At 46.1% G+C, this 26,188-nt stretch carries 24 protein-coding genes; 22 read left to right on the plus strand and 2 right to left on the minus strand.

The genetic code is table 11. The features are described 5' to 3' along the window. The first annotated feature begins 186 nt into the window (after positions 1-186). The 4 genes from NG833_RS10040 (at position 187) to cysW (ending at position 4,191) form a co-directional block, all read left to right on the plus strand. Positions 187-1,233: a sulfate ABC transporter substrate-binding protein gene (locus NG833_RS10040; RefSeq protein ID WP_254565155.1), complete on the plus strand. Its 1,047-nt coding sequence runs from the start codon at positions 187-189 to the stop codon at positions 1,231-1,233. 86 nt (positions 1,234-1,319) lie between these two features. Next, the gene (locus tag NG833_RS10045; RefSeq protein ID WP_254565156.1) at positions 1,320-2,330 is read left to right on the plus strand and encodes a sulfate/molybdate ABC transporter ATP-binding protein; all 1,011 of its coding nucleotides are present in this window, start codon (positions 1,320-1,322) and stop codon (positions 2,328-2,330) included. A 138-nt stretch (positions 2,331-2,468) separates the two neighbouring features. Beyond that, positions 2,469-3,320, plus strand: coding sequence for a sulfate ABC transporter permease subunit CysT (gene cysT / locus NG833_RS10050; RefSeq protein ID WP_254565157.1), 852 nt, complete (start codon positions 2,469-2,471; stop codon positions 3,318-3,320). Next, positions 3,313-4,191 (plus strand): sulfate ABC transporter permease subunit CysW, encoded by an 879-nt coding sequence (cysW, locus tag NG833_RS10055; protein WP_254565158.1) that lies wholly within the window; start codon positions 3,313-3,315, stop codon positions 4,189-4,191. The genes cysT and cysW overlap by 8 nt, the downstream gene beginning before the upstream one ends. An 863-nt stretch (positions 4,192-5,054) precedes the next feature. On the opposite strand, the gene hetR is transcribed toward cysW, so the two are convergent. Further along, a complete protein-coding gene (gene hetR, locus NG833_RS10060) occupies positions 5,055-5,957 on the minus strand; it encodes a heterocyst differentiation master regulator HetR (protein ID WP_254565159.1) in 903 nt (300 codons plus the stop codon). Positions 5,958-6,592: 635 nt separating this feature from the next. Beyond that, complete coding sequence (locus NG833_RS10065; protein WP_254565160.1) at positions 6,593-8,464, minus strand: FAD-dependent oxidoreductase; 1,872 nt, start codon at positions 8,462-8,464, stop codon at positions 6,593-6,595. Positions 8,465-8,671: 207 nt separating this feature from the next. Here NG833_RS10065 and NG833_RS10070 point away from each other — a divergent pair, with 207 nt between their 5' ends. From NG833_RS10070 to NG833_RS10155, 18 genes are all read left to right on the plus strand, one after another. After that, complete coding sequence (locus NG833_RS10070; protein WP_254565161.1) at positions 8,672-8,896, plus strand: DUF2281 domain-containing protein; 225 nt, start codon at positions 8,672-8,674, stop codon at positions 8,894-8,896. A gap of 2 nt (positions 8,897-8,898) precedes the next feature. Next, positions 8,899-9,285, plus strand: a complete 387-nt coding sequence (locus NG833_RS10075) for a type II toxin-antitoxin system VapC family toxin (RefSeq protein ID WP_254565162.1) — start codon at positions 8,899-8,901, stop codon at positions 9,283-9,285. A gap of 38 nt (positions 9,286-9,323) precedes the next feature. Next, positions 9,324-9,560, plus strand: a complete 237-nt coding sequence (locus NG833_RS10080; protein ID WP_254565163.1) for a DUF2281 domain-containing protein — start codon at positions 9,324-9,326, stop codon at positions 9,558-9,560. A gap of 135 nt (positions 9,561-9,695) precedes the next feature. After that, positions 9,696-10,742 (plus strand): zinc-dependent dehydrogenase, encoded by a 1,047-nt coding sequence (locus NG833_RS10085; protein WP_254565164.1) that lies wholly within the window; start codon positions 9,696-9,698, stop codon positions 10,740-10,742. Between the two features lie 142 nt (positions 10,743-10,884). Next, positions 10,885-11,688, plus strand: coding sequence for a Uma2 family endonuclease (locus NG833_RS10090; RefSeq protein ID WP_254565165.1), 804 nt, complete (start codon positions 10,885-10,887; stop codon positions 11,686-11,688). A gap of 557 nt (positions 11,689-12,245) precedes the next feature. Then, positions 12,246-15,011 (plus strand): nucleotide sugar dehydrogenase, encoded by a 2,766-nt coding sequence (locus tag NG833_RS10095; RefSeq protein WP_254565166.1) that lies wholly within the window; start codon positions 12,246-12,248, stop codon positions 15,009-15,011. Then, entirely contained in the window at positions 15,008-16,033 is a 1,026-nt protein-coding gene (locus NG833_RS10100; RefSeq protein ID WP_254565167.1) for a Gfo/Idh/MocA family oxidoreductase, read from the plus strand. Before NG833_RS10095 ends, NG833_RS10100 begins: the two co-directional genes overlap by 4 nt. Next, positions 16,030-16,611 carry an acyltransferase gene (locus NG833_RS10105; protein ID WP_254565168.1) on the plus strand — a complete coding sequence of 194 codons (582 nt, stop codon included), beginning with the start codon at positions 16,030-16,032 and terminating at the stop codon, positions 16,609-16,611. The genes NG833_RS10100 and NG833_RS10105 overlap by 4 nt, the downstream gene beginning before the upstream one ends. A 288-nt stretch (positions 16,612-16,899) precedes the next feature. Next, a complete protein-coding gene (locus NG833_RS10110; RefSeq protein WP_254565169.1) occupies positions 16,900-18,081 on the plus strand; it encodes a transposase in 1,182 nt (393 codons plus the stop codon). A 150-nt stretch (positions 18,082-18,231) separates the two neighbouring features. Beyond that, positions 18,232-18,465: a UPF0175 family protein gene (locus NG833_RS10115; protein ID WP_254565170.1), complete on the plus strand. Its 234-nt coding sequence runs from the start codon at positions 18,232-18,234 to the stop codon at positions 18,463-18,465. After that, positions 18,458-19,093 (plus strand): DUF3368 domain-containing protein, encoded by a 636-nt coding sequence (locus NG833_RS10120; RefSeq protein ID WP_254565171.1) that lies wholly within the window; start codon positions 18,458-18,460, stop codon positions 19,091-19,093. Before NG833_RS10115 ends, NG833_RS10120 begins: the two co-directional genes overlap by 8 nt. A gap of 73 nt (positions 19,094-19,166) precedes the next feature. Then, positions 19,167-20,336 (plus strand): DegT/DnrJ/EryC1/StrS aminotransferase family protein, encoded by a 1,170-nt coding sequence (locus NG833_RS10125; protein WP_254565172.1) that lies wholly within the window; start codon positions 19,167-19,169, stop codon positions 20,334-20,336. 45 nt (positions 20,337-20,381) lie between these two features. Next, positions 20,382-21,152 (plus strand): glucose-1-phosphate cytidylyltransferase, encoded by a 771-nt coding sequence (rfbF, locus tag NG833_RS10130; protein WP_254565173.1) that lies wholly within the window; start codon positions 20,382-20,384, stop codon positions 21,150-21,152. Continuing rightward, positions 21,152-22,249 (plus strand): CDP-glucose 4,6-dehydratase, encoded by a 1,098-nt coding sequence (gene rfbG / locus NG833_RS10135; protein ID WP_254565174.1) that lies wholly within the window; start codon positions 21,152-21,154, stop codon positions 22,247-22,249. The genes rfbF and rfbG overlap by 1 nt, the downstream gene beginning before the upstream one ends. After that, positions 22,246-22,797, plus strand: coding sequence for a dTDP-4-dehydrorhamnose 3,5-epimerase (rfbC, locus tag NG833_RS10140; protein ID WP_254565175.1), 552 nt, complete (start codon positions 22,246-22,248; stop codon positions 22,795-22,797). The genes rfbG and rfbC overlap by 4 nt, the downstream gene beginning before the upstream one ends. Then, positions 22,794-24,020 carry a class I SAM-dependent methyltransferase gene (locus tag NG833_RS10145; RefSeq protein ID WP_254565176.1) on the plus strand — a complete coding sequence of 409 codons (1,227 nt, stop codon included), beginning with the start codon at positions 22,794-22,796 and terminating at the stop codon, positions 24,018-24,020. Before rfbC ends, NG833_RS10145 begins: the two co-directional genes overlap by 4 nt. After that, the gene (locus NG833_RS10150) at positions 24,017-25,138 is read left to right on the plus strand and encodes a DegT/DnrJ/EryC1/StrS family aminotransferase (protein WP_254565177.1); all 1,122 of its coding nucleotides are present in this window, start codon (positions 24,017-24,019) and stop codon (positions 25,136-25,138) included. The genes NG833_RS10145 and NG833_RS10150 overlap by 4 nt, the downstream gene beginning before the upstream one ends. Then, a complete protein-coding gene (locus tag NG833_RS10155) occupies positions 25,135-26,172 on the plus strand; it encodes an ATP-grasp domain-containing protein (protein WP_254565178.1) in 1,038 nt (345 codons plus the stop codon). The genes NG833_RS10150 and NG833_RS10155 overlap by 4 nt, the downstream gene beginning before the upstream one ends. Positions 26,173-26,188 lie beyond the last annotated feature (16 nt).

The following is a 26,188-nucleotide window of genomic DNA, read 5'->3' on the forward strand; positions in this document are numbered from 1 at the left end:
CAACAAATAAATCATCCTTGCTTTGATGCGATCGCACCTAACAAGGCTCTTTTAGCCCGCGCAGGCACCGCTTTGTCCGTGTAGCCCCAGGCTTGAGCCTGCGGGTTTTTTGAAGGTTTTATTTTTTGGAGTTCCCTAAATAGGTCATCTGAATTTCATTGCTAAAATACCTAAGTTTTCCTGAAAATGAGTCGCTTTTTGTCCGGCAATTTCTTCATCCGGTGGGTGGTTGTTTTTCTATCGGGAATTAGTTTGAGTGTGGCGATCGCCGCTTGCACAGGTAATCTGGGTAATGGCAATCCCCTGGAACTGACCCTCGTCTCCTACATGGTCACCCCTTCCGCTTATCAAGAAATCATTCCCCAATTCTTAGACACCTGGAATCAGCAGCACGATCGCAAGGCAGTGATTCGCCAAAGTTATGGCCCTTCCGGGACCCAAACCCGCACAGTTCTGCATGGACTGGATGCGGATGTCGTGGCCCTAGCTTTAGCCTTGGATATCCAACAACTGCAAAAAGAGGGACTGATTGAACCCGGTTGGGAACAAGAAGCTCCCAATAATTCCATTGTGACCCGTTCAGTCGCTACAATTGCTACTAGATCCAATAATCCCAAAGGCATTCAAACCTGGGCGGATTTAGCCAAGGATGATGTTCAGATTGTCCTAGCGAATCCGAAAACCTCTGGGGGTGCAAGGTGGAGTTTTCTCGCCCTTTGGGGTTCCGTCATCCAAACTGGAGGAACGCCAGAAGCGGCGCGGGCTTTTACCCAGAAAGTCTATGAGAATGCAGTGGTTTTGTCGAAAGACTCGCGGGAAGCAACCGATGCTTTTGTAGAGCAACGTCAGGGCGATGTGTTGGTGAACTATGAAAATGAAATGATTTTAGCGGGACTGAACGATCGCCCCTTGTCGTACTTTGTCCCAGAGGTGAATATTGCGATCGAAAATGCAGTGGCGGTGATTGATGAAAATGTGGATAAACATGGGAATCGGGAACTGGCTGAAGCATTTGTCCAATATTTATTTACCCCAGAAGCCCAAACTGTATTTGCGCGCTACGGGTTCCGCCCGGTAGATTCCACAGTGGAGAGTAATCTAGGCGATCGCTTTCCCATCGTTAACACCCCCTTTACCATCGAGGATTTAGGCGGATGGGATGCCGTACAACAACAATTTTTTGCCGAAGGGGCAGTTTTTGATGAGATTCAAGCGAGTCTCTACCGTCCCTAACATCGCCTCAATGGGAACTTATCCGTTGAATCCGATGAGGCTTTCCAAGAGAGCCTTTTATTGACTTCACCCCGCCAGTTGTAATCATGGGAATCTTAATTCAGGACGTTTGTAAAAATTTTGGTTCATTTTTAGCCCTTGATCGGGTCAACCTCGACATTAAGAGTGGCTCTCTAGTTGCCCTTTTAGGACCTTCCGGTTCGGGTAAATCGACCTTGCTGCGACTGATTGCTGGCCTAGAAGCACCGGATCAAGGTGAAATCTATTTAACTGGAGAAAATGCCACAAAAGTTCGGGTTCAGGAGCGAAATATTGGCTTTGTGTTTCAGCATTATGCGCTGTTTAAACACATGACCATTCGGAAAAATATTGCCTTTCCCTTAGAAATTAGGAAAGTTCCTAAGCCCCAAGTTCGTGAACGGGTGGAACAGTTGTTGGAGTTGGTTCAACTGCAAGGATTAGGCGATCGCTATCCGGCGCAACTCTCTGGGGGTCAACGCCAGCGGATTGCCTTAGCCAGAGCTTTAGCCGTCCAACCGAAAGTGTTGTTACTCGATGAACCCTTTGGTGCATTAGATGCCAAAGTCCGTAAAGAACTGCGGGCTTGGTTGCGACATTTGCATGATGAAGTTCATGTCACCACGGTTTTTGTCACCCACGATCAAGAAGAAGCAATGGAAGTTGCCGATGAAATTGTGGTGATGAACAATGGTCGAGTGGAACAAGTGGGGAGCGCCAGCGAAATCTATGATCAACCCGCCAGTTCGTTTGTCATGAGTTTTATTGGTCCGGTGAATGTTCTTCCTATTAATTCAGGACTTTGTACAACTCAGCCTCATGTTTCTACATCGGACCAAATATTTTTGCGTCCTCATGATTTATTAATTAGAACCAATCCAGAACCTGAATTTGTTTCTGCAAAAGTAACGAGATTAGTTCATTTAGGATGGGAAATTCAACTAGAGTTATTGTTGAATTCTGGGGCAATATTGACAGCTCAATTAAGTCGGGAGCGGTATGATGAACTGCAACTCAAAGCCAATCAAGAGGTTTACGTCAAGCCCAAAGAAACCAGAATATTTTCTGCTCTTTGTTAGCTAAATCGCAAGAGTTGGTTAATCTAATGGTTTGGTATTTTCAATTATTAAAACAGGCCAAAACAATTGATTATCCAAAGATTTAGTTTTTGTCTTGTTTAAGCTCGTCAATAAGTAGTAGCAATAATTCTAAGTTTTATGGCAACTTCCTTCAATTATCCTCGAAAAAGATTCCTAAATTCCCTCAGTGGCCTCCTTCATCTATCTTGGCCTTGGCGGATTACGATTGGCTATCTGAGCATCATGCTGTTACTGCCGATGGCCGCTTTGTTGTGGATGTCGGCGACCAAAGACCCTAGTGAATTTTGGCGAATTGCCACCAGTCCGGTGGCGATGTCTGCTTATGATGTCACCTTTGTTACTGCTTTTGTTACTGCACTGATTAATGGTGTATTTGGGACTTTAATTGCTTGGGTTTTAGTGCGCTATGACTTTCCTTTTAAGCGAATTGTTGATGCAGCAATTGATTTGCCCTTTGCCTTGCCAACAGCGGTGGCGGGGTTGACGATCGCCACAGTTTATAGTCGAACGGGTTGGATCGGTTCCCTGCTGGCACCGTTTGGGATTCAAATTGCTTTTACCCGGTTTGGAGTCGGCATTGCCATGCTCTTTATCTCCCTTCCCTTTGTGGTGCGAACGGTGCAACCTGTGTTAAGGGAAATAGAGCCAGAAGTGGAAGAGGTTGCCTGGAGTTTGGGCGCTTCTAATTCTCAAACCTTTTGGCGAATTATTATTCCCCAGTTGATTTCACCGATTTTAATTGGCGTGGCTTTGGGGTTTTCCCGGGCGGTGGGAGAGTATGGGTCAATTGTGATTGTGGCGTCCAATATTCCGTTTAAGGATTTAATCGCCCCGGTCTTAATTTTTCAACGTTTGGAACAATATGACTACTATGGCGCAACGGTGATTGGGGTTGTCCTATTAGCAGTTTCTTTGGGTATTTTATTCGCAATTAATCTCGTACAAGCGTGGGGAAGACGGTATGCTTAAACGAATCCGTGAACAATCGGGACAGAAGAGTAGCAATTCCAAGCAGCAAGACAAATGGGTGCAGCGGATTGCCATTGGGGTGGCGATCGCCTACTTAGCATTGGTCCTGTTCATTCCAGCATTGAATGTCTTTTATCAAGCCTTTAGAACCGGCTTCGGCCCCTTTTTCACCAACTTTCGGGACCCGCACTTTTTATCCGCGATTCAGCTAACCCTTATTGTTGCTGCAATTGTCCTGCCAATTAATACCCTATTTGGACTCTGCGCGGCATGGGCGATCGCCCGCCATAAAATTCCTGGTCGAGCATTTATTGTCAGCATCATTGACTTGCCATTTTCCATCTCCCCCGTTGTCGCTGGATTGATGATTGTTCTACTTTATGGCAGAAATGGCTGGTTTGGTCCCCTAATTCAATCGGCGAATATTCAGATTATTTTTGCCTTACCGGGAATCATCATTGCCAGTTTATTTGTAACCCTCCCCTTTGTCGCGCGTTCCGTGATTCCCGTCTTAGAGGAAACCGGACCGGAACAGGAAGAAGCAGCAAAAACCCTGGGAGCAAATGATTGGCAAATCTTCTGGCGGATTACTTTACCGAATATCCGCTGGGGACTGATGTATGGCGTTATTTTAACCAATGCCCGAGCAATGGGTGAGTTTGGTGCCGTTGCCGTCGTCTCTGGCAACTTGATTGGAAAAACCCAAACGTTACCCTTATTTGTGGAGGAAGCGTATAAGCAGTATCAAACCCAGTCGGCATTTTCCGCAGCGGCATTGTTAGCCTGTTTGGGATTGATTAGTTTAGTGGCGAAAGAAATTTTAGAGCGACAACAGGGAAGTACGAGGCGAATTGGGACTGGCAAAGGTTGAGTTTGTGAAAACCCGCACCCTGTTCGCGAAGCGTTCCGTTAGGAAAGGGTGGGGCGTTTGCGGACAAAGCCCGCCTGCGCGGGTTCAAACAAAAACCCGCACCCGTCAACGGTGGGGCTATACGGACTAGCCCTGTCAAGGTGGTAAATTTAATGACGAAAAATCGTTATTTCTTGTAGGGGCGCTTCGAGAAGCGCCTGTCCAAGAGGTAAATTTGATCACGAAAAATCATTGTTTCTTGTCGGAGTAAATGCTTGCGCCCCTACAAATCAATACACCTTGACAGGGCTAGGCTATACGGACAAAGCCCGTGGTTCGACCCCCCCTTCGACTGGCTCAGGACAGGCTTCGACTAGCTCAGGGCAGGCTTCGACTAGCTCAAGGCAGGCTTTGCTCACCAGAGCCCTGCACGGGCTCAAGAGTAAAAATGATTTTTTATTACCGGATTTGGTATCAATTTCAACGCTCAAATCTTTACCTTTGAAACTGGCTTACAGGAGTTTACTTTGGCTTGTCATCCGGGAGCATCTCAATTTGGCCTCAAAGGGGAATTTATACGTCTTGCTCCCCCTGACCTCTGAGGTCAGGGGGCACCGGCGGTTAGGTCTATGAGCCAAATTGAGATGCTCCCTTTCATCCCTTCTAAACTGTTAAAAAAACCAGGTTTGGGAATGGTTTTATTTGCGGTTAAATGCTCAAGTTTTATCAGTAACTCCCCAATATTTCGCCCCTATAAAGGGGCGTTAGAGGAGATTTATAGATTTTAGACTAGATTGATGGGAAACACACTGATTGACGCTGGAAGCAGAGGGCATTCCTTCCCCATTCAGTAAGGATTGAATGAGGGGATGCCCGATGCCATTCTAGGACTCTTCTTGAGGACCGAATACCATCTGGAGCAACATGGGTTCACCCCCCTCCTCGTGATAGCGATCGGCCCATTGGCGGATGACTTCATCCAACTCTTCCATCGCTTGGTCCATGCGATGAGAGGGGATATCCAATTCCTCCAACAGCCGCATCGTTTTCGGTTGCCGTTCCGCCCAATCCTTCATTAGTCGGAAGTATCGCGCGGTATCCTCCACCATGACGTAGGTGCGCTCTTGGTCATCTACGGGAGAATAAGAGGCCCGAGTCAGGGCGTAAAAGGGCATTCCCCAAGGCGAATTAATCCGGGTTACCGTTCCCGAGTAAACCAACCGCCGCTTGATATGTTCTGCTAAGGCTTCAGAAAGAGGCATCCGTCTGTCTGCGGAAAAATCCTCCTGCGATCGCGCGTGCAGAAACTCAATCAATTCCATAAACTGGAAGGAGTTGATTAGTTGAGCATCGGGAATATTATTCGGTAGCTGGCGTTCAAGTTGACGTTTTTCTTCACTCGTCAGATTGTTGCCTGGAATGCGGGGCCGTCCAGGTCTCCACGGATACTGTTCCAGCCACACATAAGGAAACTGGATCAGATAGCGAGGCTCCTGGGAACCCAGCATCTTTAAAAGCTTGCCTTTGGTTAAGGCTTCTTTAACTTCCTCAACAATGGCTTTAACGCGCTTCGGCTCAATATGGTGCAGATGACCTGTCATGCGCAGGTTCTCATCCTGCTCCAAATAGGTCATGTAAATGGCACATTTGGCTGCTGTTGCCGCTGCATCCAGAAATGCTCCGTGCCGGTGCCCACTGGTTCTCATGGCACTGAAGGCCAGATATATCATGATCTGATCCATTGCGCTGGGGCTAAGGCTTTTGATCAGATCTAAGTCGTTGCTCATCACATTCCTCAATTACGGATAGGTCAAGGTAGTTGCACCCTTCTCCGTTTATTGTTGTCCATGATGGTTGCAACTCACCGGACAATTGTTTTTGCCGGTTAGGGCTGACTGGACTGCAGCCAGACTCGCAACCTCCGACTCCTTCTGCTGAAGGATTGGGCTGTCGATGAATAACAGTAGCTTACCCCAATCACAGGGGTAAAAGCATCACCGGACTTTTAACTGGCGATCGCCCCCAGAAACTAGCGCTCTTGAGCAATGGAGTCACGGATCAATCCAATGGCTGACAAAGGGTGCGACAGAAACCGCGATAATCTCCCACACCACGGGCATTGTTGTCAAGACCAGGGGATCTTTCCACTCCTGCCACTTCTGTGCTTTAGGATAAAGACCTCTTTTCTAGCCATCAAACTCCACGGTCTAAATTGGTCGGCGATCGCTTCTGGATTGATTAACTTGCTAAAATTATATCTTGCCCTCAATCCTCATGACAACAGAGACTTGTTGCTCATTACCCTTCTGCGCTCAGGTTTGAGCGATCGCCTACTAACAGTCGCGCTTCTGTGTCTCTTCCTCCTCCTCCCAAAACATTCGCTTCAATCTTGTCCCCCATGCTGGAGCAAGAGCCTAAAAATTTAAGGCGTTAGTTCTTCCACGATGATCCAATTTCCCGAGGAATTCTGACGCCCCCAAATTGTTAAGACTTGCTCATCTGGGCAGGTTTTGAGTTGACCGTCTATTTCTGCACGCCAGGTGACCAGACTCCAACTTTGACCCGCCATTTCTACCGGATGGGTCAGGGCGATCGCATAGTCCTGGAATCCCTTCTTCTGAAACACCCCGATAAATTGTTGGCAATGATTAATGGCGTGATTGGGAATGGAGGATGGGATAGCGGTTGAAGATGTCTGGTGAATTTTAGAAAATTCTCCCGGGTTTGGCCGATCGCCACTGAGGGGATACTCCTCTGGATTTTCTAAATAAAATATCTGACAATCCAACCAGTCGCCATGTTCAGGAGTCCGATTAAACAGAGGGACCAAAGCTGCTGGGGCGATCGCATCCTGGAGTAACGCTTCTTGCAACATCCGCACCGGCAAATCCCTCGGTTGACAATGTTGTTCCACACAAAGGGCCGCTGCCATTCCTGCCGCTTGTCCAATTCCCATCACCACAGGTTGTAGACGAGTCGCCCCATTGGCAATATGGGATACAGAAATATTTTTTTCACACACTAACAGTCCATCGGTTTCCCCAGGCACCAAACAACCATAAGGAATCGTAAAAGGCGTCCCCGTCCAACGCCCACCCCAGGGAATAGATTTCGGGGCCAGCTTAAAAGCGGGGTCGAGATGTTCTAAATCGGGGTAATGATGATCGTTGGCATAATTCCCCAAGGCGATCGCGTCGCAAACTCCTGACTCATCCACAGATAATTTAGCGACTCGCCCCCCAAGTGCAGGCAAAATATCCGTTTCTGTCACAGTTTTCACCCCCACCAACCGCCTGCTTTCTCGATAGTACGGATGCAAAGCGTAGGCCCCACCCCCTAAAACCGAGGTTTTAGAAAAATTGCTGTTCCCTTCGACTCCTTTTATAGAGGAGGGAAAAATATCCTCGGCTAAACCATAGCGAGGCCCCAATTCAGATTGGATAAAACGGGCAAAACTTTGGGAATGCGATCGCGCCTCTTGGAGAAACCCTAAACGTGATGCGTCCGTTTCCACCAGTCGCCCTACCCCTTCCCCATAATCATTGCCCTGAATTGGCCAATTAATCATGAAGCGATTTCCAGGCAATCTACCGTAATTGAGAAAAGACTCAGGGCCATAGTTGTCCCAAGCGCCCAAAAAGCGACTGCAATCCTCAATAGGAGGTGCAGGAATTTCCGGAGCCCTCGCCCCTTCCCCATAATCCTGCATCACCACCACCCAGGTAGGCGCTTGTACTGGATATCGTTCCGTTAACAGATTAGAGGCAACAGGGGCGCTGGGTTCCTGCCACTCCCCTTGAAATTCCCACCCCCAACGATAGGGAATTTCTGCCAATGCCAGTAAATCGCCCAATTCCGTCCCATCCAGGGTAATTTGCGCTTTGACAATAAAATCTTGAAAACAAACCCCTGCGATCGCATTGCCATCGCGCAGCACTTCCACAGGAACTTGCCCAGAAATCCAGTGCAGATTCGGCAGTTCTTTCACCCAATCTGCAAAAATTTGAGCCGCAGTGCGTGGATCAAAGGTAAAAAAACTGACCCACCCTTGATCTAATCCTGCCCCTTCACGACATTGCAGAGATTGCAGAAACTCACCCCATAAGCCTGTTTGAAAAGCAGCCAACTCATTCCCATCGGGGGCCGAAACCCCTGCCGTGGTCAGCATTCCTCCCAACCAGGGAAATTCACTCACCAGAAGGGTTTTAGCACCGCGACGTGCGGATTGAATTGCTGCGGCAGTCCCTCCTGTACTGCCACCGACTACTAAAACATCAGCTTGGAGTTCGTTCATAGAGATAAAGATCAAGATAGAAAGAGATTTTAGAGGGCGATCGCGTCCCAGTTATAGCATTCTGATAGGGATGCGATCGGCCAGAGAAGATCCAAATATTGCTGTCGGGGACCTTCAGGGCGATCATCGTACCTGCGGGAGTCTGAAGCCTCGTGTTAGGCTAAATTCATCTCAACTGCCCACCCCACAACCTTTCCGGAGGTCAAAATGTCCACTTCAACCACCCAGAATTTAATTGAATCTGCGATCGCCCAACTGCAACAGCTACCCCCTCAACAGCAGCAACAAGTCCTAGACTACATTGAATTTCTGGCTCAAAAATACATCGAACCTCAAACTCCGCAACCTCGCATCCCTGGGTTACATCGAGGTAAAGTTTGGATGAGTGAAGATTTCAACGATCCGATTCCCCCCGAATATTGGAGTGAGTAATCATGAAATTGCTGCTGGATACCCACACCTTCCTGTGGTGGACAGGTGACAGTGAAAGGCTTTCAGAACGGGTTGACAGTTTATTGGCCGACCCTAGCAACGAATTGATTCTCAGTGTCGCCAGCGTTTGGGAGATGCAAATCAAATTGCAATTGGGGAAATTAAACGTAGAGTTGCCCTTACGGGAGTTAATCGAAACCCAACAACAAACAAATAATCTGCAACTTCTCCCTATCCAAGTCACCCACGTTTGGGCACTGGAGAATTTGCCGATCGCCCACAAAGACCCTTTTGATAGGATTTTAATCGCTCAAGCCACGGTAGAACAGCACCCACTTCTCAGTATTGATGCTATCTTTGATGCTTATCCTGTCAATCGAGTCTGGTAGGGCGGCAGTAGTCCCTCACAACCTTTCCAGAGGTCAACATGTCTACTTCAACCACCCAAAATTTAATTGAATCGGCTATCGCCCAACTTGAAAAGCTACCCCCTCAACAGCAGCAACAAGTCTTAGATTACATTGAATTTCTGGCTCACAAATACGTCCAACCTCAACCCCCTCAACCTCGCATCCCTGGGTTACATCGAGGGATGGGGTGGATTAGCGATGATTTTAACGACCCCATTCCCCCTGAATATTGGAGTGATACCAAATCCAGGTAAAAGTTTTTATAGAGTAGCCTGCGTAGGCAGGCTTTGTCCGCAAGTGCCCCACCCTTTAGGGTGCGGGTTTTTATTGCAAGTAGGCGTGAATCGAGTCTGGTAGGGTAAGTTAGAGTTTTTTAACAATCACCAACGATGAAAGCACAGGTTTTTAGAGGCGTCAATCAACTCAGTTATGAAGACATCCCCCTGCCAGAACTCGCTTCTGATGAGGTTTTGGTACAAGTACGGGTGGTGGGGCTATGTCAATCGGATATTAAAAAAATTCGGTATCCACTCTATGAACCCCCGCGAATTTTTGGACATGAAACGGCGGGGGTCATTTCTGCGGTGGGAGAGGCGGTAACAGGATGGCAAGTTGGACAGCGGGTGGTGGTGATGCATCATATCCCCTGTATGCACTGCACTTATTGCTTGAATGAAAACTTTTCTATGTGTGAGGTTTATAAAAATATCACCACTACGGCGGGATTTGCCCCTAGTGGCGGTGGATTTGCCGAATATGTGAAGGTCCCTGGACACATTGTCCGGAATGGGGGGCTGATTCCCATTCCTGATTCTGTTACCTTTGAGCAAGCGAGTTTTGTGGAACCGACAAACTGCTGCTTAAAAGCGGTGAAAAAGGCCCGAGTGGAGCCAGGACAGACCGTGTTAATTACGGGTGCGGGTCCCATCGGACTGATGTTTGTGATGCTGGTAAAATATTTTGGTGCGAGGGCGATCGCCACGGATTTGCTCCCCTCTCGCTTAGAAAAAGCCTTGGAATTAGGGGCAGAAGCAGCGTTTGATGCTCGTAACCCAGACTTAGCCAGTCAGGTGAAAGAACAAACGGGGGGAATGGGAGTGGATACGAGTATCTTGGCAGTTCCAAGCGAAAAAGCCTTTTTCCAAGCCCTAGACTGTACCCGCAAAGGGGGGAAAATTCTATTTTTTGCCGAATTTCCCGATGAGGTGGAAATTCCAATTAATCCCAATATTTTATATCGCCGTGAAATTGACTTGATGGGAAGCTACAGTTCCAGCTATCGAGTTCAAGGGTTAGCGACAGATATTGTCTTTAATAAAAGGATTGATGTGGATAAATTGGTGAGTGATAAATATCCACTCAAGGAATTAGCCTCTGCGGTGGAAAGAGCAGTTCAGCCGACATCGGAGACTTACAAAATTTTGCTCTATCCGTAAGGGTTATCTGAAGGAAATCAGTCTCTCAATGTAGGGGCGATTCGCGAATCGCCCCTACATTTTTATGGCGATATTTCCCGGGGGATATGAAGCGGCCAATTATCATAGGAATTAAAACTGTAGTCGCGATCGGTGAGGTATCATGTCTGCTTCTCAAATTGCATTGACAGAACCGACGGAGATTCCCCTTCCACCCACCCAAGATGAACTGCCCTGTGATGACGGTGTACCAATGGAAACCCTGCGGCATAAACTGCAAATGGATTTATTGGTTGACCCCCTGTGGACTTGGTTGAAAGACCGGGATGCCTTTGTGGGGGGCAATATGTTTGTTTACTATAGTCTCGCCCAAGTGCGCGATCGCGATTTCAAAGGTCCTGATGTTTTCGCAGTCCTAGACGTACCTCGCGGCGAACGTAAAAGCTGGGTCCTTTGGGAAGAAGGAAAAGGGCCCGATGTGGTCATTGAGCTATTGTCCACCAGTACCGCCAAACAGGACAAAACCCAGAAAAAGCAGATTTACCAAAATCAGATGCGGGTCACCGAGTATTTTTGGTACGACCCCTACAATCCCGAAGATTGGGCCGGGTTTGTCTTAACAAAAGGAGTCTATGAACCCTTGGCAGCAGACGAACAAGGACGGTTACTCAGCCAAAAACTTGGATTGGCCCTTGTCCGGTGGTCCGGACAGTACCGGGATGTAGAGACTGTTTGGCTACGCTGGGCCACTTTAGACGGAGAATTACTGCCTTCTAAAGATGAACTGGCTGAAACCGAACACCAACGGGCCGAAACCGAGCGCCAACGGGCTGAAACTGAGCGTGAACGGGCTGAAACTGAGCGTGAACGGGCTGAAACTGAGCGTGAACGGGCTGAACGAGCCGAACAACGAGCGCAGGAGTTAGCAGAACAGTTACGGGCGATCGGTATAGAACCGAATCCATAACCCCGTCATCCAAAGAAGCCCGCTTAGGCGGGCTTTAGCATTCAAAAGTTCTGGGATTTTTTTGTGGCCCATTACCGCCGACAATTGCTCAGATTTGTGTAGAATTACCAGAGCATTACCGCGATCCACAAGTTCGACTGATAATTGCCACGGCGATCGCATATCATGCCTCTTTGATGTGCTCAGACAGCAAGTTCAAACAATCTGCAGAACTCGACGGTAAGTTATTTTGACGGGACATTTGTTTGGACGTCGATTCTTAATCTTTTTTATGATAGGCTTTGAAAAATTGCCCCTGAGTGCCAAAAAAATCTGAGCGATCGCCTAGAGTGAACAAAGGCGATCGCCTGCGAAGCCCTCTGTGTCCTTCTAGCAACTAGCGGAGGGGGTTTTAACCCCCGTCAGGTGTTGCATTCACCCCAGGCGATCGCCCCAGGATCGAGACAATCTCGGCCCGATCGCCTGCTCCAGAAGAGGAACCTTTCCAAGTAACCTCTGTCTGGAACAACGCAACGTAAATTTACTCCTTTAAGAAAATCATTATCACTGCAAATCCCATGAGTCAAACGCCTCCAGTCTTACTGACCCTGCAAGAAAAAATTAAGGATCGCACTGCTATGGTGGGGGTGGTGGGTCTGGGATATGTGGGCTTGCCTTTTGCCGTGGAAAAAGCCAAAGTGGGCTTTCGAGTGCTGGGCATTGAGCAGAACCCCAGGCGCGCTCAACAAGTCAATCAAGGGGATAATTATATTGGCGATGTCCAAGATGAAGAATTAAAACAGGTGGTCTCTAGCGGTCATTTGCAAGCCGTCTCAAGTTTTGACCGCGTGGCAGAAATGGATGTGATTGTCATCTGCGTCCCCACCCCCCTGACTAAGAATCTCACCCCGAATTTAAGTTATATCGAAAGCGTTACGGAACAAATTTCTGAGCGGCTCAGACCAGGGCAGCTTGTGACGTTGGAATCAACCACTTATCCAGGAACCACTGATGAGGTGATGCGACCTCTGCTGGAGAAAACCAGCGGTTTGCAACAGGGACAAGATTTCTTTTTGGCCCATTCTCCGGAACGGGTGGACCCTGGGAATCAGCGCTATACCACGAAGAATACGAATAAAGTGGTTGGGGCTTCTGACCCCCATTCTTTGGCGGTGGCAACCCTGTTTTATGAACAGACCATAGAAACCGTCGTGCCCGTGAGTAGTGCTAAGGCAGCAGAACTGGTGAAGGTGTTTGAGAATACCTTTCGGGCGGTGAATATTGCCTTGGTGAATGAGTTGGCGCTGTTGTGCGATCGCCTGGAGTTAAATGTTTGGGAAGTCTTAGATGCGGCGAATACTAAACCTTTTGGGATTATGCCGTTTTATCCGGGGCCTGGGGTAGGGGGACACTGTCTCGTGGGAACAGAACAGGTCCGCTATCGCTGGTATCAAGATAATGGGGTGATTGCACTAGAAGCCCTCTATCAACGAGTACAAGAACGCAGCGAGCGCGTATTTTATCATCTCGGAGGCGCTTTTCTGCGACCCGAAGGACTCGAAGTGCTCTCCATTGATTTAGAAACGGGGGAACAAGGATGGAAACCCGTTAGCTATTTATTTGCTAGAGAATATGAGGGGACATTGGTTAAAGTCGAAACGAGCGATCGCCGTCAACTGACGGTAACCGATCGCCACCCAATGCTTGTTCATGAAGCGGATCGCTTGCAAGTTCGAGAGGCGATCGCGTTAACCCCGGGAGACATGGTTCCCCTGGTGCATCAAGCGACAGCAGATGATTTAGAGGAACCAGAGTCCATTGAAGTCATTCCCCTCTTACCCGAACAATTGGCTCAAAAAGTACGAGTCAAACATCCCCAAGGGTGGGAGGAACTCAAGGATTATCTCAAACCACTGCTTCATGAAAAAACCCGTGATGTTCTGCGCGACAACAGTCTCCCTTCAAGTACATGGAAAAAACTGCCTGACCATCTGCGCGGAAACCCTGAGCAATTCAGTCTTGTCACTGGCCGGGGTCCTTCTTTTTCTAGTTTTCCTGCGGTGATTCCAGTCAACGAAAGTCTGGCTCGATTGCTGGGGTATTATTTGAGTGAAGGCTGTATTACTGAAGAGAAAACCGGGAATTTACGGATGCGCTTTACCTTCAATCGGGATGAGCGAGAATACTTGCAAGATGTCCGCGATTTGCTGTCCGAACTGGGTTTAAGTTGTAGCGAGTACAACGACCCTCAGTGGCATTCTACAACCCTGAAAGTTAAAGGTTGGCTTCTGGCTTGGTTTTTCCGGGATATTCTCCGAACAGGAACTGATGCTTACACCATGAGAATTCCCGATCCAATTATGGCGGGGGGTGAAGCGATTCGCACGGAAGTCTTAAAAGGATTATTTCGCGGAGATGGTGATGTTCATGTCCGGTGTGGCCAGCAGACTTATCGGACAAATGGCGTAGTTCAGACCTATGAAAACAATAGCGGCACAGTAGGTTTCTTTAGTAGCAGTCCCGAATTATTTGAACAAGTTATTTTGCTCCTGCAAGAATTAGGACTCACGCCCTATCGAAAAAAAGATAAACCTCAATTACGGTTTAAATCCCACAGGGATTTAGACCGTTTAGAAAGCTGGTTTTTAGGAGAGAAGGCGCAGAAATTGGCTCGTTTACGATTAAGTCGAAAACGTCACCTTGCGAGTAAACGGCCACAGGTGAATCAACTGTATGCTGTCGCTCAAATTCACTCCGTGACGCCTTTTGCTGCCAAAACTCCTGTTTATAGTGTGGAAGTCGCAGAAACACATACTTTTGCCGCGACTACTGGGGTGTATGTCCATAACTGCATCCCCTTGGACCCTCATTACCTGGAATGGAAGGCCAAAGAGCATAATTTTGAGACCCATTTTATTGCTCTGGCAGGGGAAGTGAACCGGAAAATGCCGGAGTTTGTGCGCGAGAAGGTGGGGCGGGTGTTGAATCGGATTGGAAAAGCACCCTCGCGATCGCAGGTTTTGGTGATTGGGGCTGCCTATAAAAAGGATATCAGCGATTGGCGTGAGTCTCCCGCCATTGCCATTATGGAGTTGCTGTTAAAAGATGGCGTCAATCTGACTTATCATGACCCCTACGTTCCTGAGATTCAAGTCAGTGGGCATCATTTAGAATCGGTGGAACTGACTCAAGGGGCGATCGGTGATGTGGATTTAGTGATTATTGCCACCGACCATAGCAAAATAGATTATCTTGATGTGGTGGAAAAGGCTCAGGCGGTACTCGATACCAGAGGAGTGACGCGCCATTTACGTTGCAATCAAGAAAAGGTGACATTACTGTGAGTGCAGGGAAAACAACTATTCAATTGGCGGTGGTGGGTTGCGGTTATTGGGGCAAAAATTTGGTTCGCAATTTTGCTCAGTTAAAAGCGTTACGTTGGCTTTGCGATAAGAATGAGATGGCACTTCAGGCTCAGGCTCAGTTATATCCAGAAATTAGCGTAACTCAGGATTTTGACGAAATCTTGAAAAATCCGGAGATTCAAGCGGTAGTTCTGGCGACTCCCGCCGCGATGCATTATGCCCAAGTGAAGCAGGCGATTTTGTCAGGGAAGGATGTATTTGTGGAAAAGCCCTTGGCCCTCCGCTACAAAGAGGGACAGGAGTTGGTAGAACTGGCTCAGAGTCGCGGTTCTATTCTGATGGTGGGGCATATTCTGGAATATCACCCTGCTGTGACTTTGTTGAAGGATTTGGTGCAGCGGCAGGAGTTGGGCAAGCTGTTGTACATTTATTCCAATCGTCTCAATTTGGGAAAAGTTCGCCAGGAAGAAAATATTCTCTGGAGTTTTGCTCCCCATGATATTGCGGTTATTTCTAGTTTAATTGGAGCCGAACCCACGGTGGTGACGGCATCGGGGGGGACGTATCTGCAATCGGGTATTGCTGATGTGACGGTGACGAATTTGGTGTTTGAGCAGGAAGTGAGGGCCCATATTTTTGTGAGTTGGCTGCATCCTTATAAGGAGCAAAAACTGGTGGTGATTGGCGATCGCAAAATGGCGGTTTTTGATGATACGGCCAAGGAAGGTAAGCTAAAAATTTATGATAAGGGTATTGAGTGGGAAGGGGGGTTGCCTATTCCGCGTCAAACCGCAGAAACTACTTTATTTTTGGCAGAGAAAGAACCCTTGCGTCTGGAATGTCAGCATTTTCTGGATTGTGTTGCTACTCGTCAACAACCCCTGACTGATGGTCATAGTGCTTTGAAAGTGCTGAAAATTCTGGAGGCCAGCGAGCGATCGTTGCAGAACGGGGGTGTGCCAGTGTCTTTAGATGAAGTAGAGAAGAGTGTGCTGGTATGAGCAATTATTTTGTTCATCAATCTGCTTATGTGGATGAAGGGGCTGAGATTGGTGAAGGCAGCAAAATTTGGCATTTTTCCCATGTCATGGGCAAGTCTAAGATTGGAGAACATTGCATTTTGGGGCAGAATGTCTTTGTCGCCAATCAGGTAACCGTTGGGAATTATTGCAAAATTCAGAATAATGTTTCCCTTTATGAGGGGGTGATTCTGGAGGATTATGTGTTTTGTGGTCCCAGCATGGTCTTTACCAATGTTAAAACCCCCCGTTGCGAGTTCCCTCGGAATACCAGCAGCGATTATGCTACGACTTGGGTGAAGCGGGGGGCCAGTATTGGTGCAAATGCCACGATTGTTTGTGGGGTGACCCTCCATGAATGTGCTTTTGTGGCGGCGGGTGCAGTGGTGACTAAGGATGTCCCTGCTTATGCGATGGTGGCTGGGGTTCCCGCGAAAATTATGGGCTGGATGAGTGCCTATGGGGATGTGTTGGAATTTGATGCAGAGGGTTTGGCTGTTGATTCCCAAGGGGTGAAGTATCAGAGAATTTCTGGACTCGAAGTGAAAAGGATAGATTAGAAACATTTAGCCAGAGAGCAATGATTTAGTCGGAGATTTGCTGGACATCTTAGGACAATAAAGCATAATACTCAAGAAGATTTGCCACTCAATAATGGATATATAGAGGTTCGGTGGACTCATGAGGTACGTTGCAAAGCCCTCGGATGTTCTGGGCCGCCGACGGTTTGGGGCTGCCATCGCGGTACCATAGAAAGATGAGAAACGCTATACAATTAAACCCCAAACCATGCCAAATTTCGTACTCCCACAAACTCAAGAAAGTCGGATTTATGGTATGATGAAATCATGCCTTACAAAGCCTTCCGTACCAAACTAAAACTCAATGACCGTCAAGCTACCTTGATGGCCAAACACGCGGGATATGCTCGGTTCGTGTTTAATTGGGGATTACACTTATGGAGGTCAGCCTATGAAGAGGGACTCAAGCCTAACGTTAACTCTATCAAAAAGGTTTTTACGAATTATGTAAAACCTCAATATCCTTGGATGTCTGAATTGTCTTCTAGAGTTTATCAATATGCCTTTATTAATCTAGGCGATGCCTTTAAGCGCTTCTTTAAGGGAATAAGCAGTTATCCTAAATTTAAGAAAAAAGGCCACCATGATAGCTTTACGCTGGACAATTGCGGCAAACCATTTAAGCTGTCAGGAACTCGCCATAAGCTGCCTTTTGTGGGCTGGGTTTCTACATTTGAGGCTCTACCCGAAAGTTGGGTTAAGAAAGTTACTATAACGCGCCACGCTGGGGACTGGTATATTAGCTTTTTCGTAGAAATTCCCCAAGAAATTACACCTAAATGTCGAGAAAGAATCGGAGTTGACCTAGGAATTAATACTTTAGCGACGGCTAGCGATGGGACAAAATTCTCTAATCCCAAGGCATATAAAGCAGCCCGCAAAAAACTAGCTCGATTACAACGTCATTTAAGTCGCAAGGTCAAAGGGTCGAAAAATCGGGCAAAATGCCTCTTAAAAGTCCAAAAGCTACATCAAAGGGTAGCAAATATTCGGCGGGACACCATTCATAAAATCACTACTTTTTTGGCTAAGAACCACAGCCAAGTAGTCATTGAAGATTTGAATGTGTCAGGGATGTTGAAAAATCATTGTTTGGCCGGTTCTATCGCTGATGCCTCATTTTATGAGTTCCGTCGGCAACTAGCTTACAAGGTAGAACGCTATGGTTCAAATTTGATTATTGCCGATAGATTTTATCCATCAAGTCAACTCTGTTCTAATTGCCACCATCGACAAAAAATGCCCGTAGTCCGTCGGACTTTTGAATGTCAGAACTGTGGTCTGAAGATTGATAGAGATTTGAATGCGAGCATAACGTTAGAAAAATCGCCGGGTTCCGACGATTACACTTGTGGACGGGGTGCTGCCGACAGTCCCGGACGAAGCAAGAAATCAACATCAATATCCGGCTATGTCCGGGTTTGTGTAAGTTTTATAGAGCAGACATAAGATGAGCAATAGCTGACTAGATGATTAATATAGCCACCCTAAATTATTTTTCAGTGGGCCCTCACCCGTCATCCCTCTCCCAGAAGGGAAAAGGGGAGCCGAGCTTTATGTAAAATTGATTTAGACTGGCTATATATGGGAGGAATACAAATGAATCAGCGAACTTTACAATTAAGTTTTCCCAACACAATTGAACAAAGTGATGAAGAGTTACGATTATTGATTGCCGCAAAATTATATGAAAATGGGACATTAACATCAGGTCAAGCAGCGGAGTTAGCAGGGTTAAGTAAAAGAGCATTTATTGAAGCGATCGGCAATTACAATGTCTCAATTTTTAGTGGATTAGTTGCCGATTTAGAAGCGGACATTCAAAATGCCTAAAGTTGTTATTGCTGATTCAAGTTGTTTGATTATTTTAAGTAAAATTGGAGAGCTAGAACTATTACATTTGCTTTATAGTCGCATTTATATTACTTCTGAAATTGAAATAGAATTTGGAGAAAGTTTGCCTGAATGGATTATTGTTGAGACAGTTCAAAATAAACAATACCAAAAATTCCTGGAAACCAAAGTGGATATTGGTGAAGCATCGGCAATGGCGTTAGCTAAGGAAAACACTGATTCGTTACTCATTGTGGATGATTTGAAAGGGCGTAAAATCGCTCAGGAGTTAAACCTGGTTTTTACAGGAACTCTGGGAATTATTAGTAAAGCAAAAGAGGCTGGTCATTGCAATCGTATTAAGCCAATTATTGAAAAAATATTGCAGACAAATTTTAGAATTTCTCAGGCAGTGGTAAATGCTTTGCTATTACGTTATGGAGAAAATAAAGGAGGTCCGAGGGATGAGTCAAAGGATATCTCAAGTATTTACCCCTTGGCGGAGCGCCAACGAGATCGCTTTGATTACACCCAATGGCGGCAAGAGGGTTTGCCGAAAAGTAGTCTGAAGGAATTAGCGAAAGCAGCAAATACTCTGACTAATTACTTGGGTAATCCCCATGTTTAGCAGGCGATCGCATGGGGAACACCCATTTTCTCTTTAATATCAGATAATTGACATCAAAACTAAGTCCAGCAATATGAGCCCAATTAAAATTCCCGTTTTAGACCTCAAGCCCCAGTACGAGCAAATCAAAGACGAAGTTCAAGCGGCGATTAACCGCGTTTTAGAATCAGGCCAGTTTATTATGGGGCCTGATGTTAAGCTGTTTGAGCAGGAAGTGGCTGAGTATTTAGGGGTGAAGCACGCGATCGCAGTAAATTCCGGTACAGATGCCCTGGTGATTGGCTTGCGGGCTTTAGGAATTGGCGAAGGGGATGAGGTGATTACCACGCCTTTTTCTTTTTTTGCGACAGCAGAATCCATTAGCAATGTAGGGGCAAAGCCTGTTTTTGCGGATATTGACCCCAGAAGTTTCAATGTTGACCCCAAAGAGATTAAAGGGAAAATTACCCCTCGGACTAAGGCGATTATGCCTGTTCACCTCTATGGGCAACCCGCAGCGATGGGGCAGATTATGGAGATTGCCCAAGAGCATGGTTTAAAAGTGATTGAAGACTGCGCTCAATCTTTTGGGGCCAGATATTGGGGAACTTGTTCCTCTTGTGATGGTCATTGCCAGGAACCCACGCGGGAATCACTTCGCGGGAAATTCACGGGGGCGATCGGCGATGTGGGCGCTTATTCCTTTTTCCCTTCCAAAAATTTGGGAGCTTATGGGGATGGGGGTATGATTGTCACTAATGATGACCAGGTGGCGGAAGTAGCGCGGATGTTGCGGGTGCATGGGGCGAAAAAGAAGTATCATAATGAAGTTTTGGGATATAATTCCCGTCTGGATACGTTGCAAGCGGCGATTTTGCGGGTGAAGTTGCCTTATCTGGAGCAGTGGAATGAGGGCAGACGCAGAGTGGCTAAAACTTACAATGAGTTATTGGCGGATGTTGCGGGTATTATTACTCCGGAGTTTGCTGATGGTCATGTGTTTCACCAGTACACGGTTCGGGTTTTGGATGGGGAACGGGATAAGGTAAAGGAGTATTTGGGTGAACAGGGAATTGGGTCGATGATTTATTATCCTGTGCCACAAGACCAGTTACCTGTTTATCAGGGGCAGTATCCGAAAATGCCAGTGAGCGATTTGTTGGGGACTGAGGTGTTGAGTTTATCAATTTGGCCGGAGTTAGAGAAATATATCATTGATTCAATTGTCAAAGTTATTAAACAATTATTGGTTGTAGATAAATAATTCAACTAATTAAGAAATTGATGAAAAGATAATATTAAAGACTTTATGAAAGCAGTTATTTTAGCAGGAGGATATGGGACTCGACTGAGTGAAGAAACTCATCTTAAGCCTAAACCGATGGTAGAGATTGGAGAACGTCCAATTCTTTGGCATATTATGAAGTCTTACTCAGCTCATGGAGTGAATGATTTTATTATTTGCTGTGGCTATAAAGGCTATGTAATCAAAGAATATTTTGCTAACTATTTTTTACATATGTCTGATGTCACCTTTGATATGCAATCTAATCAAATGGAAGTACATCATAAACACACTGAACCCTGGCGAGTAACCTTGGTAGATACAGGGGAAAATACCCTGACGGGTGGGCGGCTGAGACGAGTCAAGGACTATGTTGGCAATGAAACTTTTTGCTTTACTTATGGGGATGGAGTCAGTGACGTTGATATTAGTAAATTAATTAACTATCATCAGAAAAATGGCTTATGGGCAACGATTACAGCCGTACAACCACCGGGTCGGTATGGGGCATTAAATATTGATTCAGAAGGGCGAGTATTGAATTTCCAGGAAAAACCGCAAGGGGACGGGGGATGGATCAATGGTGGCTATTTTGTGTTGGAACCCCATGTATTGGACTTGATTGAAGGGGATAGGACCAGTTGGGAAAGTGGTCCATTGCAAGAAATAGCCAGTAAAAATCAATTAGCTGCGTTTAATCACTATGGATTTTGGCAGCCGATGGACACCCTCAGAGACAGGAATCTGTTAGAAGAATTGTGGCGTTCTGGACAAGCTCCCTGGAAGGTATGGTAATGGCGCCTAGTTTTTGGCAGGGAAAACGAGTTTTTCTCACGGGTCATACGGGTTTCAAGGGCAGTTGGTTGGCTTTGTGGCTTCAATCCTTGGGGGCTACCGTTGTGGGTTATGCCTTTGAACCTGCTACCCAACCGAATTTGTTTCAACTGGCTAGAGTGGCAGAGGGCATGACTTCTGTTATGGGAGATATCCGAGAACTCCCTAGATTAAAGCAAGTCATGGCTGAGTTTAGCCCAGAGATTGTTTTTCATTTGGCAGCACAGGCATTAGTCCGAGAGTCCTACCAAAACCCTGTAGACACCTATGCCACAAATGTCATGGGTACGGTTAATCTCCTAGAAGCAGTGCGCCAAACCAAGGGAGTGCGGGCCGTTGTCAATGTTACTTCTGATAAATGTTATGAAAATCGCGAGTGGGTTTGGGGTTATCGAGAAACTGAACCCCTCGGCGGGTACGACCCCTACAGTAGTAGTAAGGCTTGTGCTGAACTGGTAACAGGGGCTTACCGTAATTCCTTTTTTAATTCTGATAATTATTTAAAGCATAGGGTTGCAGTTGCTACAGCTAGAGCAGGTAATGTGATTGGGGGTGGTGATTGGGCTATTGATCGCCTAGTGCCTGATTGCTTACGAGCTTTTGAAAAGGGACAATTTGTGAAATTACGGTCTCCCCATGCGATTCGTCCTTGGCAATATGTCATTGAACCTATCTCCGGTTATTTGCTTCTGGCTGAAAAGCTGATGAGTTCAGATGCCTGTCGTTATGCTAGTGCTTGGAATTTTGGACCCGATGCCAAAGGAGATGCCACTGTGGGTAAAGTAGCAACGACTCTAGCTCATCTTTGGGGTAAAAATGCAGGGGTTGAAATAGACGCTTCTGAAAATCATCCCCATGAAGCTGGGCTATTGAGGTTGGATATTACTCGTGTGAGAACTGAGCTAGGATGGCAACCCTGCTGGTCTGTAAAACAGGCACTCCAAGCTACTGTTGATTGGCATCAGGCTTGGTTGCGAGGGCAAGATATGCGCGAATATTCTTTATCCCAAATTGCTGCCTATCAAGAAACTCAATCGACTTTGGTCAATGCCCTATGAAAATTGTTTCTACGCCAATTCAAGGGGTTTATCTTGTTGAAACGGCATCCTTTCAGGATGAACGGGGAATTTTCTATCGCGCATTTTGCGATCGCGAACTTGATGCCCTATTGCAAGGGGCAACAATTCGTCAAGTCAATGTGTCTCGCACGGAAGCAATTGGTGCAATTCGAGGGCTGCACTTTCAATATCCACCTCATGCTGAAATGAAACTGCTCCGTTGCCTCAAGGGTCGAGTTTGGGATGTGGCAGTGGATTTACGAGAAGGTTCAGCGACGTTTTTGCAGTGGTATCAAGCGGAATTATCGGCGGACAATGCCTATATGATGGTGATTCCTCAAGGCTGCGCTCATGGTTTTCAAGTGTTGGAAGCAGGGAGTGAGTTGCTTTATTTACACACAGAATATTATCAGCCGAAATCTGAGGGAGGAATTCGCTATAGTGACCCTAAGATTAATATTCCCTGGCCCTTGAAAGCAACGGATGTTTCCCCCCGCGATGCGTCTCATCCATTATTGTCTGAAGATTTCCGGGGGATTGTGATATGAAATGTCGTCATTGTGGTTCAGAACTGAAATTACCTTTGGTAGATTTAGGTAGTGCGCCTCCTTCCAATGCTTATCTGACTGAGCAGACTCTCCATGCTCCCGAACGATGGTTTCCTTTGCGGGTGTTAGTCTGTGAATCCTGCTGGTTAGTACAAACTGAAGATTTTGCCCAAGCGGATGAATTGTTTGATGCTGACTATGCCTATTTCAGTGGGTTTTCTAGCAGTTGGCTGGCTCATTGCGATCGCTATGTAGCTGAGATGGTTGAGCGTTTTGGACTCAATCCAGCCAGTTATGTAGTTGAGGTGGCAGCGAATGATGGTTATCTATTGCAATATGTTCAGGGTCGTGGTATTCCCTGTTTAGGGATTGAACCCACAGCCAGTACAGCGGAGGCGGCTCGTGGTAAGGGTCTCTCAATTGTAGAAGAGTTTTTTGGGACTGAGTTAGCGAAAAAGTTAGCGAGTCAAGGAAAGCAGGCTGATTTAACGGTTGCCAATAATGTCTTAGCTCATGTACCCCATATCAATGATTTTGTTGCAGGCTTTGCCCTATTATTGAAACCCCAAGGAGTCGCAACCTTTGAGTTTCCCCATCTGTTGAGATTGATTGAAGCAACCCAGTTTGACACGATTTATCATGAGCATTTTTCCTATCTATCCCTAACAGCAGTCAAACAAATCTTTGCGGCTAATGGTCTGAGTGTTTTCGATGTGGAGGAACACCCGACTCATGGGGGGAGTCTCCGAGTCTTTGCTCAACGGCAGGATTTTGGGGTGCATCCGGTGAGCGATCGCGTGGAAATCTTACTGAATAAAGAGTTAAAAATTGGCATTTCAAATGCTGACTACTATGCTGATTTTCAGACAAAAGTTAATCGCGTTAAAAATGATTTTTTGACCTTTTTGCTTGAGGCAAAACGCCAAGGTAAAGTAGTCGCAGGGTATGGCGCAGCGGCCAAAGGCAATACCCTCATGAATTATGCGGGTATTCGTCCTGATTTAATTTCTTTTGTCGTGGATCGTAATCCGGCGAAGCAAGGAAAATTTATGCCGGGTAGTCGTATTCCAATTGTGGAGGAAAGCTATCTTAAGAAGACTAAACCTCATTATGTAATTATTTTACCTTGGAATCTCAAACCAGAAATCATGGTTCAGCTTGAATATATTCAGGATTGGGGGGGGGATTTTTTAACGCTCGTTCCTCAATTGGAGTTAATATGAAACCTCGGATTTATTACACAAAGCCTTCTATTACTGAATTAGAAGTTGAGTATGCTACAGATGCTGCTCGCAATGGCTGGGGCGAGCGTTGTTATGAATATATTACTCGATTTGAGGAAGCATTCAAAGCTTATCTTGGCGTCCAGTATGCGATCGCAACATCAAGTTGTACGGGTGCGTTGCACATGGGTATGGCCGCGTTAGGAATTGGGCCAGGTGATGAAGTAATTCTCGCAGATACTAATTGGATTGCTACTGCTGCTCCCATTGTACATCTAGGTGCAAAACCTGTCTTTGTGGATATTTTGCCGGATAGCTGGTGTATTGACCCTGAGTTAGCAGAAGCAGCCATTACACCCAGAACAAAAGCAATCATTGCCGTTCATTTGTATGGAAATCTATGCGAAATGGAGCGCTTGCTGGCGATTGGGGAAAAATATGGAATTCCAGTTATTGAAGATGCGGCGGAGGCGATCGGCTCCATCTATCATGGTAAACGGGCTGGCAGTATGGGTGCTTTTGGCAGTTTTTCGTTTCACGGGACCAAGACACTAACCACGGGTGAGGGTGGGATATTTGTCACCAATGATGCGGAACTTTATGAAACTGTACTCACGCTTTCTAATCATGGACGTGCCCGAGGACAAACCAAGCAATTTTGGCCGGATATGGTGGGGTTTAAATATAAAATGTCCAATATCCAGGCAGCGATCGGTTGTGCTCAAATGGAACGAATTGATGAGTTAGTTAATCGCAAGCGGGATATCTTGCAATATTATCGAGAAAACGTGGAAGGGCTGCTTGGTGTATCGATGAATCCTGAGCCAGAAGGAACCATTAATGGCTCTTGGATGCCTACAGTTGTGTTAGAGCAGGAGTTAGGTGTTACTCGTGAGAGATTACAAGCTGCTTTTACAGAAGCCAATATTGATGCAAGAGTATTCTTTTGTCCTCTCTCTAGCCTACCTATGTTTGAAGATCGAAAAAATAACATTAATTCTTGGAGTATTCCCTTAAGATCTATAAATCTTCCTAGCTATCATGATTTAACGTTTGCAGATATTAAGCTAGTTACGAATATTTTAAGCGCTCAAATTCTTTCAGATGTTAACTCATGAAATCTATGGATCAAAAAATCAAGGTAATGATTGCGGGGGTAGGCGGTGCATCACTGGGAACTGAAATTTATAAAGCACTTCAGCTAACTAAATCCTATGAAATTTACGGTTGTGATATATCATCAACAGCTTATGGACTCTATGAAGTGGGATTTGCAAAAACTTACTTGGTAAATCGCCATGACTATGTAGCAAGTGTCATCAATGCCTGTATGGACACAGGGGTAAAATGGTTAATACCTGGAGGTGAGCAACCAATGCTCCTTCTAGGAGCAGCGAGTGATAGTTTGACCAATTCAGGAATTTACTTGCTTGCCAACTCGCCCGAAATAATTTCCTGCTTTTCAAACAAACAAGAAACATTTAGCAAACTAGCGCAACATGGGGTTGCAATACCTCAAACAGTAGCAATAAATCAAATATCTGACTTAAATATTGTCGGTTTGCCTTGTATTATTAAGCCTTCTACCGGAACTGGTGGAAGTCACTCAGTGTTTTTTGCTGTCACTGAGGATGAGGCCATGATCTATGCTGAATTTATCCGCCGTAACGGGAGCCAACCAATTGCTCAGGAGTATATTGATATTGAGGAGGGGGAATTCACTATAGGGGTGCTATCACTGCCCGATCAGCAAATTGCTGGATCGATTGCGTTACGTCGCGATCTTAATGCTAAATTATCGATTGGTTATCGCGGTAGAGGAGGAATTATATCAAGTGGATATTCTCAAGGATATATTGATGAATATCAAGAGATTTGCCAGCAAGCTGAGTTGATAGCTCAATCAATTGGTAGTTGTGGCCCCATTAATATACAAGCCAGGGTAAGAGATAATAAGATACTGCCTTTTGAGATTAATCCAAGGTTTTCTGCTTCTACCTACCTTCGTGCTATGGCTGGATTCAATGAAGTAGATATGATGCTAAAATATTTTGAATTGGGAATTAAGCCACAAAAGCCTGTAATTCAGGCTGGCTGGTATTTGCGTAGCTTGTCCGAACAATATATTATGAACTCTCGCCTAAAAAAATGACTATACGCTGGATTAC

This window comes from Oscillatoria sp. HE19RPO (assembly GCF_024220515.1).
GTDB lineage: Bacteria > Cyanobacteriota > Cyanobacteriia > Cyanobacteriales > Laspinemataceae > Laspinema.

Coding starts and splice junctions, on each gene's coding strand:
- NG833_RS10040 (WP_254565155.1), top strand. CDS start 187: ATGAGTCGCTTTTTGTCCGGCAATTTCTTCATCCGGTGGGTGGTTGTT.
- NG833_RS10045 (WP_254565156.1), top strand. CDS start 1,320: ATGGGAATCTTAATTCAGGACGTTTGTAAAAATTTTGGTTCATTTTTA.
- cysT (WP_254565157.1), top strand. CDS start 2,469: ATGGCAACTTCCTTCAATTATCCTCGAAAAAGATTCCTAAATTCCCTC.
- cysW (WP_254565158.1), top strand. CDS start 3,313: ATGCTTAAACGAATCCGTGAACAATCGGGACAGAAGAGTAGCAATTCC.
- hetR (WP_254565159.1), bottom strand. CDS start 5,957: ATGAGCAACGACTTAGATCTGATCAAAAGCCTTAGCCCCAGCGCAATG.
- NG833_RS10065 (WP_254565160.1), bottom strand. CDS start 8,464: ATGAACGAACTCCAAGCTGATGTTTTAGTAGTCGGTGGCAGTACAGGA.
- NG833_RS10070 (WP_254565161.1), top strand. CDS start 8,672: ATGTCCACTTCAACCACCCAGAATTTAATTGAATCTGCGATCGCCCAA.
- NG833_RS10075 (WP_254565162.1), top strand. CDS start 8,899: ATGAAATTGCTGCTGGATACCCACACCTTCCTGTGGTGGACAGGTGAC.
- NG833_RS10080 (WP_254565163.1), top strand. CDS start 9,324: ATGTCTACTTCAACCACCCAAAATTTAATTGAATCGGCTATCGCCCAA.
- NG833_RS10085 (WP_254565164.1), top strand. CDS start 9,696: ATGAAAGCACAGGTTTTTAGAGGCGTCAATCAACTCAGTTATGAAGAC.
- NG833_RS10090 (WP_254565165.1), top strand. CDS start 10,885: ATGTCTGCTTCTCAAATTGCATTGACAGAACCGACGGAGATTCCCCTT.
- NG833_RS10095 (WP_254565166.1), top strand. CDS start 12,246: ATGAGTCAAACGCCTCCAGTCTTACTGACCCTGCAAGAAAAAATTAAG.
- NG833_RS10105 (WP_254565168.1), top strand. CDS start 16,030: ATGAGCAATTATTTTGTTCATCAATCTGCTTATGTGGATGAAGGGGCT.
- NG833_RS10110 (WP_254565169.1), top strand. CDS start 16,900: ATGCCTTACAAAGCCTTCCGTACCAAACTAAAACTCAATGACCGTCAA.
- NG833_RS10115 (WP_254565170.1), top strand. CDS start 18,232: ATGAATCAGCGAACTTTACAATTAAGTTTTCCCAACACAATTGAACAA.
- NG833_RS10120 (WP_254565171.1), top strand. CDS start 18,458: ATGCCTAAAGTTGTTATTGCTGATTCAAGTTGTTTGATTATTTTAAGT.
- NG833_RS10125 (WP_254565172.1), top strand. CDS start 19,167: ATGAGCCCAATTAAAATTCCCGTTTTAGACCTCAAGCCCCAGTACGAG.
- rfbF (WP_254565173.1), top strand. CDS start 20,382: ATGAAAGCAGTTATTTTAGCAGGAGGATATGGGACTCGACTGAGTGAA.
- rfbG (WP_254565174.1), top strand. CDS start 21,152: ATGGCGCCTAGTTTTTGGCAGGGAAAACGAGTTTTTCTCACGGGTCAT.
- rfbC (WP_254565175.1), top strand. CDS start 22,246: ATGAAAATTGTTTCTACGCCAATTCAAGGGGTTTATCTTGTTGAAACG.
- NG833_RS10145 (WP_254565176.1), top strand. CDS start 22,794: ATGAAATGTCGTCATTGTGGTTCAGAACTGAAATTACCTTTGGTAGAT.
- NG833_RS10150 (WP_254565177.1), top strand. CDS start 24,017: ATGAAACCTCGGATTTATTACACAAAGCCTTCTATTACTGAATTAGAA.
- NG833_RS10155 (WP_254565178.1), top strand. CDS start 25,135: ATGAAATCTATGGATCAAAAAATCAAGGTAATGATTGCGGGGGTAGGC.